Consider the following 13,804-nt stretch of genomic DNA (forward strand, 5'->3'; position numbering starts at 1 on the left):
GGTCAGATGTGTATAAGGGGCAGCGCTCCGGCAGGCCCGGGGAGGGGTGGGCCTGCCGGAGCGTGGCGCGGGGCCGGTCCTGTCACCGGGACCCGGGTGCCACGAGGTGCCGTTGGAGACCGCCGGGTGCCAGGGGACGCTCCGGTGCGGTCTGGGCACTCGTCGTTCTCAACGAGGTGGGACGGAAACGGTTCTGCACGCACGTGCGGGGGCACGGCACAGCAACCGGCCCGGGGCCTGTTCGTTGACCGTGTGGGGATGCACTCCGTGCCCGGCTCTCCGAGTGGCCGGGTGCGGGCCCTGTTTGAGCGGCTCGGCTCGGTGCCCTGGGGTCCGCCGGACGAGAGTCGTCCGGCAGGTCCCGGGTTTTCGGGACTCGGGTCTCGCGGAGCGCCATACCTCAGCCCCGGTCACGACGTGATGGCGAGGGTGCCGGATACCGAGCCGTTGGTGCGGGCGTCGATGGTTCACGCGTGTTCACGGGTCTGGTCCGTTCGGGTGAGGGGAAAACGATCCCGCGGGCCGGGCGGGTTACGCCACTGCGGCGATGAGCGAAACGATCCTGACTGTCCGGCTAACCGCGGGGCCGCCGACCGCGCGCTGGCCCACGCGGTGTGCCGTGGCTGCGAACTGTTGCCCTACCTCAAGAATGGAGTCCCGGCATGGGACTGACGACAGCCACGATCGTCTCCGAGCTGGAAGCGGCGAACAAGGTAGGTGACCCGAAGGCCGACCAGATGGTGTCCGACCTGATCGACAACAAGGAGATCGACGGGGTCAACGCCCTGTTCCGTACCATCGGCACCCTCAAGCCCGGACAGGATCTCTCCGAACTTCCGCCGCGCCTGGCGGAGTTCCTCAAGGAGGCCGCGGCCGGCCCGCCGGACTGGTCCGAGGCTGACGTCAAGGCCGCGGAGAGCTTCTTCGCCCACCACCACGGCGAAGTCAGCATGCTCCAGGGCACGGTCGGCCTCATCGGCACCTACCTCTCCCCGACCGGCGCGTTCACCCTGCGCTCAACCGGCCGCCTCGGCGGCGTCCAGGGGCCGGGCCGGCGCCTGTCGCAGTCTTCCCGCCTCTTCCTCGACATGGGCAATGAGAACGCCCTGCGCGACGGCACCCTCGCGGCGAACGTCACCAAGGTCCGCCTGGTCCACGCATCGGTTCGCCAGCTCCACCAGAAGAGCGGCGAGTGGGACTACGCCAAGTGGGGCGAGCCGGTCTCGCAGAAGTACACCACTGGCGCCACCTGCGTCTTCTCCACCCAGATCATCCAGGCCATGGACCGTCTGGGCATCGACGTGGCCAAAGACGATGCCAAGGGCTTCATGTGCGCCTGGCACTACGTCAACCACTACCTGGGCACACCCGAGAAGTGGCTCCTGCCCAAGGACCCCGACCTGGTCGAGGGTATGTGGAACCACGTACGTGACGAGGAGTGGAAGAAGACCGACGACGGGGTCTTCATGACCAAGCAGGCCGTCGACTTCTACAAGAAGTTCTACCCGCCGGGCGTCCACGACGCGTTCACCGCCATGGTCCGCCACGCGCTCACCGACAAGTACGCGGACATGGCCGGCCTGCCCAAGAGCATCCTGGACGCAGCAGCCAAACCGCTCGCGGCAGGCCACGACCTGGTCAGCGGCATCGGCAGCGGCCTCCTCGGCGGCGGCATCAAGAAGGCCACCGGCGTCAACCCGTACAAGGAGATCGTCGGTATCGCTTCCAAGAGCTTCAACGAGGTCCAGAAGTTCGCCCTCACTCACGACCAGGACAACCAGCCACAGATGCACCAGGAACTCCACGACAACCGCTGACCGCCCCCTACCCTCCCGCACAGCCGGTTCGGGCACGATGAGGACGCCGCTGCTCCGCCCCTGCCGTGAGGTAGGACGCCCCATAAGCGCGCCGCAGTACGGACGCGCGAGGCAGAAGCCAAGGACGGCAAGATCGGCTCGTCCGTCTGCGGCAAGGGCCTGCGGGGCGATGACGTGGTCGCCCGCCTGGAGGGCCACGGGGCGGGGGTACGCGCTCCGTGACCCGTTATGACTGTGATCGTTGGCAGGCCATGACCCACACGAAGCGTGTACTGGCTGCCGTGGCCCTCACCGGTGCCGCCTTGTCCTTCTCCGGCATCGCACATGCCCAGGAGAGCGAGCCGGCCCCGTCCTCATCTACCGCGGCTCCGTCCGTGAACGATGACAGCATCGACGCTCTCGCCGACGGCTTTATCAACGTCTTCAACAAGCAGACACGGGAGCTGCTCAGCAACGTCGAAAGCTAGCGGGCAAGCCGCGTTGGCCTCGCCCGTTTCCGCGAGTGCGGCGTGGCCCTCGGAGCGGCGCAGCAGTGCGGCCCGCACTGCTGCGCCCACTCCTCGCCGGGATCGGGGCTCCAGACGGCCAGCCCGGCGCCGCGCCACTCGATGAGCAGCGGGTCGTCCAGGGGGACGGCGTCGGGGTGCAGGCCGCGGTCCGCCGCAGGAACTCCAGGAGGTCGCGGGGGCTCAGGGCGCGGCCGAGGATCTCACCGTCGCCGCGGACGCGGCACCCGCCCTCGGCGTGCGGGGGGTAGACGATCACGCACAGGCCTGGGCTCATTTCCTCCACCCTGCCGGTACCCACTCACTCCAGCACTCCGAGGGCGACGTGAGGACGGCACTGCGGGCAGCCGTGTATGCCATCGGCCAGGGACGGCGCGCCTCTTCGCCCGTCAGGGCGGAGGGTCCGTTTGTGTGGGGGTGGGAAAGGGGCTCCCTCACCCTCCTCGCCCTCGTCAGCTTCGAAGGCGTCGTCCTCGCCCGCCAGCCCAGCGCCCCGCACGCCGCCGTCTGGGTCTCCGGCATCCTCGTCTGCCTCAGCGCGGCCCCCTGGCCCGGCATCCCCCTCCTCGTCCGCGCCTGGTTCGCCGCCGCCGTCACCTGGACCGTCACCCTCCTGCTGATCTTCGGCAACCACCCGATCGTCGTCTGGGGCGGCGGCGAAGCCATCGCCCTCCTCGTCTTCCTCAGCCAGGTCCTGCTCCGCGCCCCCGCCCGCACCGCCGCCGTCCTCGGCCCCCTGCTCGGCCTCGGCTGCATGGCGGTCCCCGTCCGGGACACCGACCCCGGCCGCTTCACCCTGCTCTTCTCCGTCCTCACCGTCGTCGTCGCCGCGTACTCCCTGCTGCTGCGCCTGCAGTCCGTCCAGCGCGTCCGGGAACTGCGCGCCGTACGCAGCGCCGAACGCCTGGAGCTCGCCCGCGAGCTCCACGACCTCGTCGCCCACCACGTGACCGGGATCGTCGTCGAGGCACGGGCCGCCCGGTACACCAAGGTCTCCGCCGAACGCGCCGGCGAGATCTTCGGCCGCATCGAGGCGGCCGGGGACGAGGCCCTCGGCTCCATGCGCCGCCTCGTCAAAATCCTCCGCGAAGGCGCCGAAGACGGCACCACGGGCCAAGCCCCCGGCCCCGGCAACGGCCCCGGCACCGCCCCCGTCGCCGGCCTCCGCGAGATCCGCGGACTGGTGGAACGCTTCGCCGCCACCGGCCCGCCCGTCGCCCTCTACATCGAGACGGGCCTCGACGCCAGGCTCCCCGCCGACGTCGCCGCCACCGCCCACCGCATCGTCCTCGAAGCCCTCACCAACATCGGCAAACACGCCGCCACCGCCACCGCCGTCCGCATCGGCCTGCGCACCGTCCCGGCCGGCCTGGAAGTCCGCATCGCCGACGACGGCGGCCGCCCCGCCAGACTCTCCGAGAACGCCCGCGGCGGCGGCTACGGCCTCGTCGGCATGGCCGAGCGCGCCGCAGCCCTCGGCGGCTCCCTCACCGCCGGCCCCGCCCCCGAAGGCGGCTGGCTCGTCACGGCGCTCCTGCCGCTGCACTAGGCCGTCCCGCCGGACGGCTCGGGCCGTCCCGCCGCTGCCCGGACGTGCGCCCGATCCCAGATCCATCCAGACCGCCCCGGACCGGGACACCGCGCGGCACCCGCCGTCTCACTGGCCGACTGGCCGAGGACCAACGCCCGTACGCCACGTATTCTCGGGAACCATGAACACCAGCGACATCGACGAGAACGTCACCGCCGAACTGGCCCGTCTGAGGGACAGCATCGACAACATCGACGCGGCCGTCGTGCACATGCTCGCCGAGCGCTTCAAGTGCACCCAGCAGGTCGGCCACCTCAAGGCCCGCCACCAGCTTCCCCCGGCCGACGCGGGCCGCGAGGCCAGCCAGATCGCCCGGCTCCGCGAACTCGCCGAGAACGCCAAACTCGACCCCGCCTTCGCGGAGAAGCTCCTCAACTTCATCATCGCCGAGGTCATCCGCCACCACGAGACCATCGCGGCCGGCGAGGAATAAGCCCCTGGGGCCCGGCGCCGCAATCCGGCAGCATGGGCCCCATGTCCGCATTGACGCGCAACGAAGCGCAGCTCCGAGCCCAGATCCTCGACATCCGGCACTACGAGGTCGCCCTCGACCTCACCACCGGCGACGAGACGTTCGAATCCAGCACCGTCATCCGGTTCGCCGCCCGCACCGCCGGAGACACCTTCCTCGAGCTGAAACCGGACGAACTGCGCTCCGCCGAACTCGACGGACACCCCCTCGACCCGGCCGGCCTCACCGACGGCCGCCTCCCGCTCACCGGCCTCACCGAAGGCCCCCACGAGCTGCGCGTCGACGCCCGCATGCGCTACTCCCGCACCGGCGAAGGCCTGCACCGCTTCACCGACCCCGCGGACGGGGAGACGTACGTCTACACCCAGATGTTCCTGGACGACGTCCAGCGGGTCTTCCCGGCCTTCGACCAGCCCGACCTCAAGGCCGTCTTCGAGTTCACCGTCACCGCCCCCACCCACTGGACCGTCCTCGCCAACGGCATCACCACCGCATCGGCGAGCGGTACGGCGACAGCGGCGACGCCTCGGGCGACAGCTCGGGCGACGGATCCGCCTCCGAGGCCGGCATCTGGAAGACCGCCCCCACCCCCGTCATCTCCACCTACCTCGCCGCCGTCGCCGCGGGCCCCTGGCACAGCGTCCGCACCGAGCACGCCGGGCTCCCCTTCGCCCTCCACTGCCGCCGCTCCCTCGCCCCGCACCTCGACGCCGACGCCGACGAGATCCTCGACATCACCACCGCCTGCTACGACCGCTTCCACGAGAAGTTCACCGAGCCCTACCCCTTCGACTCCTACGACCAGGCCTTCGTCCCCGAGTTCAACGCGGGCGCCATGGAGAACCCCGGCCTGGTCACCTTCCGCGAGGAATACGTCTTCCGCTCCGCCGTCACCGACGCCGAACGCCAGCGGCGCGCCCTGACCATCGCGCACGAGATGGCCCACATGTGGTTCGGCGACCTCGTCACCCTCAGCTGGTGGGACGACATCTGGCTCAACGAGTCCTTCGCCGAGTTCATGGGCTACCAGACCCTCATCGAAGCCACCCGCTTCACCGCGGCCTGGACCGGCTTCGGCATGGAACGCAAACCCTGGGGCTACGACGCCGACCAGCGCCCCTCCACCCACCCCTGGCCCTGGCCGATGCCCTGGCCCCAGCCGCGGTCCCGGCCGATGCCCCGGCTCTGGCCCCGGCCCCGGCCCTGGCCCAGGTCCGCGACGCGGGCTCGTCGCTCGGTCCGTCCGCACGGCAGGGCGATCCCGAAACCGGCACCGAAGCCGGCACCGAGGCCGACGGCGGTGCCGGCGCCGAAGCCGGCACCGCCGTCTGCCCGGAAGCCGGCACCGCCGCCGACACCGCCGTTGGCCCGGAAGCCGGCACCGCCGCCCGCGCCGAGGCCGGCACCGCCGCCCGCACCGAAGCCCGCACCGCCGCCGGCCCGGAGGCCGGCACCGCCCTCCGCCGGGAGCTGCGCGCGGCGGCCGCCGCGAGCTTCGTGCTGCTGGAGAACCGTGGCGCGCTGCCCCTGGAGCCCGGCGCGCTGAACCGCCTCGCCGTGATCGGGGTGCACGCCGACGCCCCCCGCGTCCAGGGCGGCGGGAGCTCCGAGGTGTTCCCGCACCGCGTGGTCAGCCCGCTCGACGGGCTCCGGCAGGCGCTGCCGCCCCACGTCCGGATCGGGTACGAGCCCGGTCCCGCGCCCGAGGGCGCCGGGGGCCCGGAGCCGCTCGGCGCGCGGCACGCCCGCGACCCGGAGGGCGGGGCCCCGGGCGTGCGGCTGCGCGTGCTCGACGCCGCCGGCGCGGTGCTGCGCTCCCTGCACCAGCCCTCCGGGCGCGTGCTGGAGCCCGAACTTCCGCCCGGTGCCCACACCGTCGAACTCTCCGCCGTGCTCCACCCCGACACGACCGGCCCCTGGACCCTCGGTCTCGGCGGCTTCGGAGCCCTGCGCCTCACCGTCGACGGAACGGCCCTGGTCGAGGGCGAGTTCCCGCCCGAGACCGACGATCCGGCGGTCGTCCACGTCCGCCCGCCGCAGCACACGGCCCGGATCCCGCTCACGGCCGGCCGGCCCGTGCGCGTGGTCGCACGGCGCGAACTCGCGCCCGGCACCGGCCGGGCCACCGTCCTCACGGCCGCCGCGCCCGCGGCCGGGCCCGCCGAGGCGCTCGCCGCCGCCGTGGCCGCGGCCCGGGCGGCCGACGCCGCCGTCGTGGTCGTCGGCACCACGGAGGGCGCGGAGTCCGAGGGCTTCGACCGTGAGACGCTCCGACTGCCCGCGCCCCAGGACCAGTTGGTGGCGGAGATCGCCAGCGCCAACCCCCGTACCATCGTCGTCGTCAACTCCGGCGGCCCCGTCGAGCTGCCCTGGCGCGCGGCCGTCGGTGCCGTCCTCCTCACCTGGTTCCCCGGCCAAGAGGCCGGGCACGCCCTCGCCGACGTCCTCCTCGGCCGCGCAGAGCCCGGCGGGCGGCTCCCCACCACCTGGCCCGCCACCCTCACCGATGCCCCCGTGCGCACCACGCACCCCACGAACGGCCGGCTCGCGTACGAGGAGGGCCTGCACATCGGCCACCGCGCCTGGCTGCGCCCGGGCGCCGCGCGGCCCGCGTACTGGTTCGGCCACGGACTCGGCTACACCACCTGGGAGTTCGAGCGGATCGGCATGCCGGAGCCGGCCCCCGGCGGGGACTTCGAGATCCCGGTCACCCTGCGCAACACCGGTGCCCGGAGCGGCCGCGAGATCGTCCAACTCCACCTGTCCCGGCCGGACTCGGCCGTCGAGCGGCCGGTGTGCTGGCTCGCGGGCTGGGCGGCGGCGGAGGCGGAGCCGGGGGAGCGGGCGACGGCGTACGTACGCATCCCCGCGCGAGCCCTGCAGCACTGGTCACCGGGGGGAAGGGGCTGGACCACGGAGCCGGGCCGGTTCGAGGTGCTGGCCGGGCGCAGCGCGGGTGACCTGCCGCTCCGGGCGGCGATCGAGGTCTGAGCGGGGGCGGCTACAGTGCCGCCATGGACGGATCGAGCACGGGCACCGGCACGGGGACGGCCCCGACCCTGGAAGACGTGGCGCGTGCCGCCGGGGTGTCACGGGCCACGGTGTCGCGCGTGGTCAACGGTGTGCGCAACGTGGACCCGGGCATCCAGCAGGCGGTCCAGCGGGCCGTCGCCGAGACCGGGTACGTGCCGAACCGGGCCGCCCGCTCCCTGGTGACCCGCCGGTCGGGGGCCGTGGCGCTGGTGGTCTCGGGCGCGGGCGCCGACGCCGACCGGGTGTTCCAGGACCCCTTCTTCGGGCGGGTGGTGAGCGGGGTCGTACGGGCGCTGCGCCCGCGCGGCGTGCACCCGGTGCTGATGTTCGCCGACGGGCAGGAGGACCGCGCACAGGTGCTGGCGTACCTCACCCAGGGCGGCGCGGACGGTGCGCTGCTCGTCACCACGGACGGCCGCGACCCGCTGCCGGGGCTGCTCGCGGCCGCCGGGCTGCCCGCGGTGCTCTTCGCGCGGCCGGCGCCACCGGTGGGGCTGGACTGGGTCGACCTGCGCCACCGCGAGGGCGGGGCGCTGGCGGCGCGGCACCTGCTGGCCCGCGGCTGCGGGCGCCTCGCGGTGATCGGCGGACCGGCGGACGTGCCGGCGAGCCGGGAGCGGGTGGCGGGCTTCCGGGAGGCGCTGGCCGGCGGCCCGGTGCGGGTGGCCGAGGCGGACTTCACGCTGGACGGCGGTGAACAGGCGATGCGTGCGCTGCTGGCGGAACAACCGGACCTGGACGGGGTGTTCGCGGCGAACGACCTGATGGCGCAGGGAGCCTGCCTGGTGCTGCGCGAACACGGCCGGCGCGTGCCGCAGGACGTCGCGGTGGTCGGCTTCGACGACTCCGGCGCGGCGGGTTAGTTTGTTGGGGTGAGCTTGCGGAGCCAAGTGCTACAGTATGTAGATCAGCGGCAGCAGCAGATGTGTAGAAGAGACCGCTCTTGGAACCCCCCTCTTGGAAAACCCCCGCTACCGCATCCTTTCTTTGGGCGCCGGAGTGCAGTCGTCTTGCCTGCTCGCACTTTCCGCCGAAGGAATACTCCCGCGCATCGACTTCGCGGTCTTCGCCGACACAGGCTGGGAACCCCAGACCGTTTATGACCACCTCGACCGACTGGAACGCGAGGTAGCCAACCCGGCCGGTATACCCGTGCTTCGAGTTTCTTCCGGGAACATTAGGGACGACGCCCTAGATCCGGAACACAGATTCGCCTCCATGCCGCTCTACATTCTCAACCGAGACGGCCGTCCGGGAATGACCAGGCGCCAATGCACGGGCGAATACAAAATTAAGCCGATTAAACGACAGGTCCGCGAACTTCTGGGATTTCCCTATCCTCAGCGGGTACCCAAGGGGCTTTACGTCGAGCAGTGGGTCGGGATATCCACGGACGAGTTCCATCGCGCCAAGGATTCCGACGTGAAGTACATGCGCAACCGGCATCCGCTGATCAATGATCTCGACTGGTCGCTCGCCGACTGCATACGCTACCTCTCCAGCATCGGCCTGGCAGATACGCCCAAGTCGAGCTGCCTTGGGTGCCCGTTCCACGGCAACGCGCAGTGGCGAAGCCTGAGGGACGCTTCCCCGACGGAATGGGATGACGTTGTCGCCTTCGACGCAGCCATCCGGAAGGGAAACGCGAGGGCCAACGCGTCGGGTAATCCGCTGTTGGGCGAGGCCTTTCTGCACCGCTCCCGCGTCCCGCTTGGTGTGGCTCCCATCGACCACGTCACCCGCTCGGAACGCGACGCCGCCGAACTCGACGAGCTGGAAATCGGTGTGGTCAACGGGTGCTCGCCCTGGGCCTGCCGGGGCGACGAGCCGGACCAGGGCGACTTCGGGCTTGCCTCGTGATGGACAGGCTCGTGGTGGACCTCTTCGCCGGCCCCGGGGGCTGGAGCCACGCCCTGCACATCCTCGGGGTGCGCGACGTCGGTCTCGAATGGGACGAGTGGGCGTGCAAGACCCGCGTCCGCGCAGGCCAGTTGACCATCCGTACCGATGTGGCGATGTACCCGGTGTGGCCGCTGGTCGGCCGCACCCACGGGTTCATAGCGAGCCCGCCCTGCCAGGCCTGGTCAATGGCCGGCAAGCGCCTCGGCCTGGTCGACCAGCCGCTCGTCCACCAGGCCGTCGCCGACCTCGCCGCCGGACGGGACACCCGGGCGCAGCTCCTGACCGCCTGCAAAGACCCCCGGAGCCTGCTGGCCGCAGAGCCGATGCGCTACCTCCACGCCCTGCACTCGGCCGGCCAGCCGGAGTGGATCGCCATGGAGGAGGTCCCGGACGTCCTGCCGCTCTGGCGGCAGTACGCCTCCATTCTCCGGACCTGGGGCTTCTCCGTCTGGACCGGAATCCTCAACGCCGCCGACTACGGGGTACCGCAGACCCGACGGCGCGCGATCCTGATCGCCTCCCGGACCCGCGTAGCCGAACCGCCAGCACCGACGCACGCCCAGAGCGCCGAGCCCGAGTCGCTCTTCGGCCCGGGCCGCGAGAAATGGGTGTCCATGGCCGAGGCGCTCGGCTGGGGCGCCACCGACCGCCCCGTCCCGACAGTCTGCGCAGGCGGCGGGCCAGGCGGAGGCCCAGAGCCTTTCCCGTCCGGAGCCCGCAAAACCCTGACCGACGCCCGCGACCGCGGCACCTGGAAGCCCCCCAACACGCCCCCCGAAACCAAGCGGACACGAACGCGTCCATCCCGCCCCGACGCACCAGCCTGCACCTGCGGGCGCCACCCCTGGGCCTGGTCACTGCGAAGCAGCAACCAGGCCAACGCCACCATCCGCGGCATCAACGAGCCGGCCGGAACCCTGTTCTTCGGGCACCGGGCGAACGAGTGCGTATGGGTCGCCGAACCCGCAGGAACCGCTCCCGAAGCCGAGGCCGCTGCACCCGAACCCATCCGGATCACCGCCGCCGAGGCAGGAACACTGCAGACCTTCCCCGCGGACTATCCGTGGGCAGGCACGAAGGGTGCACAGTTCAGCCAGATCGGGAACGCCGTCCCGCCCCTGCTTGCCGGCCATCTCCTTGCACCGCACCTCGGCAAGACCCTGTCCCGCTCCGACTTCATCCTGGCCGCCTGATGCCCAACTCTGCAGGAACTGAGCCGGACTTCAGCCTGGCGGACATCCCACCGAACCCACCTGTCTACTTTGCCGAGCAGGCCCTTCTCGGCGGCCTCCTCCTCGACCCGCACCGGATCAAGGCGCTCGGCCCGCTCGGCCCGGACCACTTCGCCTCCGCCATCCACCGGGCGATCTTCGCAGCGATGGCCGCACTCCCCGCACCCTCTCCGGACCTCCACGCCAAGGAACCGGTGTGGATCACAGCAGTCCTCACCCACGCCCGCCCTCACGCCCGCGGGCTGACCCCCAGCTACCTCCACGCCCTCGCCGGGGCCTGCCCCGACCCGGCTCACGCCCCCGCGTACGCGCGGATGGTCCGCTCCGACCATGCCCGGCGGACCGTCCTCATGCACGCCGGCCTCCTCGTCCAGGCAGCCACCGACAGGGGCCTGCCGGACCCGGCCACCGTGACACTGAGCCGGGCAGATGCTCTCGCCACGCTGCTCGATCAGCTGGCCAGCTCCTTCCCCTCCCACCCCGACCCCTCACTCCACGACACCCCTTGGACGGAAGGTTTGATTCCGCATGCCCTTTGAAGATGAGCTCGGCGAAGCCCTCAGGCACGCGGGAGACGGCTTCAGCGCCGACGGCCTCGACCTCGTCGCCGCCGGCGAGCGGCGCGGGCGGCGGATGGTGGTCCGGCGGCGGGCCGCCGTGGCCGGCGGATCGGCGCTCGCCCTCGCGGTGATCGGCACGGTCGGCGTCTACACGGGCGGGCTGTTCGGCCCGGGCGGCGGCGGCCCCGCGGTCGTGGCGGCCGCCCCGGAGCCGCCGGTTCCGACACCGGCGCCGTCGACGGACGGCGAAGGGCGGGGAGGCCCGCGCGTCGGCTCCGGGGCCGTCTCCGCGGAGCAGCTCATCGAGGTGTTCAAGGAGTTGCTGCCGCAGGGCAAGCTCACCCTCGCCACGGCGCGGGGCACCGACGACGAGCTCGGCCCGATGGTGAGCGGGGTCTTCGACGACGGCAAGGGCAAGGGCGCCATCGGCCTCAGCCTCAACCGGACGGACCCGAAGGGCCGGGGGGCCGACGGCATGGTGACCTGCCCCTCCAAGACGACGGTGAACTACGAGAACTGCGTCTCCGAGACGCTCGCGGACGGTTCGCGCCTCATGCTCTTCCAGGGCTACGAGTACTCCGACCGCAGGGTGGACACGAAGCGCTGGCGGGCCACGGTGGTGACCCCGCAGGGGTTCCTCCTCGACGCCCAGGAGCACAACGCGCCGACCGAGAAGGGCTCGGCCACCACCCGGCCCACGCCGCCGCTGACGCTCGACCAGCTGCGGGCGCTCGTGACCTCCCCGCTGTGGCACCCGGCCCTGGACGACCTGCCGTCCGCCCCCACGGAGCCGCCGGCCGAGCCCGTGCGGTCGGGGACGGAGGCGCTGGACATCCTGGGCGAGCTGGTGGCCGGCTACGGGATCCCGGTCGTCGGCAAGGACGACGACGGGGCCGACCTGGGCTACGTGGTGCTCGACGAGGGCAAGGGCAAATCGCTGGTCAGCCTTCAGATCCAGCCGGATAACCCGGGCCACCCGGGGACGTGGGCGGACCTGTTCACGACCGCCGATACGCTGCCGGACGGATCGAAGCTCCTGACCCGGAAGCAGCCGGGGGAGAAGGGCGGGGCCGGCGTGGTCTGGTGGAGCGTGGAGGTGCTGCGGCCGAACGGCACCCGGCTGATCGTCTCCGCGTTCAACTCCCCGACCCAGTCGGCGGCGGCGACGCGCAAGCTGCCGGCGCTGACGATGGAGCAGCTGCAGGAGATCGCGACGAGCCCGAAGTGGCCGGGGTTCGGGCAGTAGCCCCTGCCCCGCCCCCCGCCCGCTGCCGCCGCTCCTGCCGCCCCCGCTACTTCGCGTCCGCGTAGCACTCGACGATCGCCGTCGTGAACGGGAAGCGGACCGGCGTCTCGCCGAAGGTGATGCGGCCGGCCAGCTCGCCCGCCGCGCGGATCGCGTCGGCCACCGCCGGCGCCTCCTCCTGCGGGCAGTGGACGATGACCTCGTCGTGCTGGAAGAACACGAGCTCGGCCCGCAGTCCCGCCGCCGCGATCGACTGGCGCAGGGCCGCGAGCAGCAGCAGGGCCCAGTCCGCGGCGCTGCCCTGCACCACGAAGTTGCGGGTGAAGCGGCCGCGGGCCCGGGCGTCGGTCGAGGCGTAGCTCGGCACCCAGCCGTCGGGGGCCTCCTCGGCCTCGCCGGGCTCGGCCGGCGGCGGGCAGGTCCGGCCGAGCCAGGTCCGTACGAGCCGGCCCTCCTCGCCCGCCTTCGCGGCGTCGTCCACGTACGCCACGGCACGGGGGAAGCGGCGGCGCAGCGCGGCCAGGTTCTTCAGGCCGTCGCCGGAGGTCTGCCCGTACACCGCGCCGAGCACGGCGAGCTTGGCCATGTCCCGGTCGCCGGAGAAGCCCTGGCGGGAGATGGAGGTGTACAGGTCCTCCGGGCGGCCGGCCACCTCCATGAAGGCGGGGTCGCGGGAGATCGCGGCGAGGACCCGCGGCTCCATCTGGTCGGCATCGGCCACGACGAGCCGCCAGCCGGGGTCGGCGACGACGGCCCGGCGGATCACCTTGGGGATCTGCAGGGCTCCGCCGCCGTTGGTGACCCAGCGGCCGGTGTAGGTGCCGCCGGGGATGAACTCGGGCCGGAAGCGGCCGTCGTGGACCCAGTCGGCGAGCCAGCTCCAGCCGTGGGCGGTGTAGATCCGGTAGAGCTTCTTGAACTCGACGAGCGGGGCCACCGCCGGGTGGTCGAGCTCCTGGATCTCCCAGCGCCGGGTGGACTTGAGCTTGATCCCCGCCTCCGCGAAGGCCTTGATGACGTCGGCGGGCAGTTCCGGCCGCACGCGGCGGCCGAACGCGGCGGAGACGGCGTCGGCGAGCTCGGCGAGCCGGCGGGGCTGGCCGCGGCCCGCGTACCGCTCGCCGAGCATCTCGGTGAGCAGCGCCCGGTGTACGTCGGCCCGCCAGGGCAGGCCCGCCCGGTTCATCTCGGCGGCCACGAGGAAGGCGGCCGACTCCGAGGCGACGAGCAGCCGCATCCGGGCGGGATGGGAGGTGGCCTCGAGCCGCTTCGCCTGGTCGGCGTGGATGGCGGCGAGGGCGTCGAGGGGCACGGGGGCCGGCTGGGGGTCGAAGGCGCAAGCCACCCCGCGGGCGGATCCTGACAGCACGCGGCGATCCAGCGCGAAGGGGTGCCGGGGCGGGCTGCTACACCGCCCCGGCACCCCTTCCGTCGCCCCAGCCCGT

General features: G+C 72.4%; 11 protein-coding genes and 2 pseudogenes. 12 read left to right on the forward strand and 1 reads right to left on the reverse strand.

All coding sequences use genetic code 11. The features are described 5' to 3' along the window. Positions 1-662: 662 nt before the first annotated feature. The 12 genes and pseudogenes from DRB89_RS41300 to DRB89_RS41355 all read left to right on the forward strand — a co-directional run bounded on the left by DRB89_RS41300 (position 663) and on the right by DRB89_RS41355 (position 12,359). The gene (locus tag DRB89_RS41300; RefSeq protein ID WP_112452952.1) at positions 663-1,817 is read left to right on the forward strand and encodes an oxygenase MpaB family protein; all 1,155 of its coding nucleotides are present in this window, start codon (positions 663-665) and stop codon (positions 1,815-1,817) included. A 251-nt stretch (positions 1,818-2,068) separates the two neighbouring features. After that, positions 2,069-2,284, forward strand: a complete 216-nt coding sequence (locus DRB89_RS41305) for a hypothetical protein (protein WP_162689158.1) — start codon at positions 2,069-2,071, stop codon at positions 2,282-2,284. A 448-nt stretch (positions 2,285-2,732) separates the two neighbouring features. Then, the gene (locus DRB89_RS41315) at positions 2,733-3,872 is read left to right on the forward strand and encodes a histidine kinase (RefSeq protein WP_112463760.1); all 1,140 of its coding nucleotides are present in this window, start codon (positions 2,733-2,735) and stop codon (positions 3,870-3,872) included. Between the two features lie 163 nt (positions 3,873-4,035). After that, positions 4,036-4,347, forward strand: coding sequence for a chorismate mutase (locus tag DRB89_RS41320; protein ID WP_112452998.1), 312 nt, complete (start codon positions 4,036-4,038; stop codon positions 4,345-4,347). 329 nt (positions 4,348-4,676) lie between these two features. Then, a pseudogene (locus DRB89_RS45670) lies at positions 4,677-4,826 on the forward strand (hypothetical protein); the annotation flags it as partial. Positions 4,827-5,119: 293 nt separating this feature from the next. Next, positions 5,120-5,455 (forward strand): annotated as a pseudogene (locus DRB89_RS45675) (M1 family aminopeptidase); the annotation flags it as partial. Next, entirely contained in the window at positions 5,365-7,377 is a 2,013-nt protein-coding gene (locus DRB89_RS41330; protein ID WP_239516659.1) for a glycoside hydrolase family 3 C-terminal domain-containing protein, read from the forward strand. The pseudogene DRB89_RS45675 and the gene DRB89_RS41330, both read left to right, overlap by 91 nt. Positions 7,378-7,400: 23 nt before the next feature. Continuing rightward, on the forward strand, positions 7,401-8,282 hold the full coding sequence (locus DRB89_RS41335) for a LacI family DNA-binding transcriptional regulator (RefSeq protein WP_112463761.1): 882 nt from the start codon (positions 7,401-7,403) through the stop codon (positions 8,280-8,282). 151 nt (positions 8,283-8,433) lie between these two features. Next, positions 8,434-9,279, forward strand: coding sequence for a hypothetical protein (locus tag DRB89_RS41340; RefSeq protein ID WP_112454447.1), 846 nt, complete (start codon positions 8,434-8,436; stop codon positions 9,277-9,279). Further along, positions 9,279-10,514 (forward strand): DNA cytosine methyltransferase, encoded by a 1,236-nt coding sequence (locus DRB89_RS41345; protein WP_112452974.1) that lies wholly within the window; start codon positions 9,279-9,281, stop codon positions 10,512-10,514. Before DRB89_RS41340 ends, DRB89_RS41345 begins: the two co-directional genes overlap by 1 nt. Further along, the gene (locus DRB89_RS41350) at positions 10,514-11,092 is read left to right on the forward strand and encodes a DnaB-like helicase N-terminal domain-containing protein (RefSeq protein ID WP_112463762.1); all 579 of its coding nucleotides are present in this window, start codon (positions 10,514-10,516) and stop codon (positions 11,090-11,092) included. The genes DRB89_RS41345 and DRB89_RS41350 overlap by 1 nt, the downstream gene beginning before the upstream one ends. Beyond that, on the forward strand, positions 11,082-12,359 hold the full coding sequence (locus DRB89_RS41355; protein WP_112453055.1) for a hypothetical protein: 1,278 nt from the start codon (positions 11,082-11,084) through the stop codon (positions 12,357-12,359). The genes DRB89_RS41350 and DRB89_RS41355 overlap by 11 nt, the downstream gene beginning before the upstream one ends. A 46-nt stretch (positions 12,360-12,405) precedes the next feature. On the opposite strand, the gene DRB89_RS41360 is transcribed toward DRB89_RS41355, so the two are convergent. Further along, positions 12,406-13,728, reverse strand: a complete 1,323-nt coding sequence (locus DRB89_RS41360) for a bifunctional 3'-5' exonuclease/DNA polymerase (RefSeq protein ID WP_239516660.1) — start codon at positions 13,726-13,728, stop codon at positions 12,406-12,408. Positions 13,729-13,804: the final 76 nt, after the last annotated feature.

It is taken from the genome of Streptomyces sp. ICC4, assembly GCF_003287915.1.
Classification (GTDB): Bacteria; Actinomycetota; Actinomycetes; order Streptomycetales; family Streptomycetaceae; genus Streptomyces; species Streptomyces tritrimontium.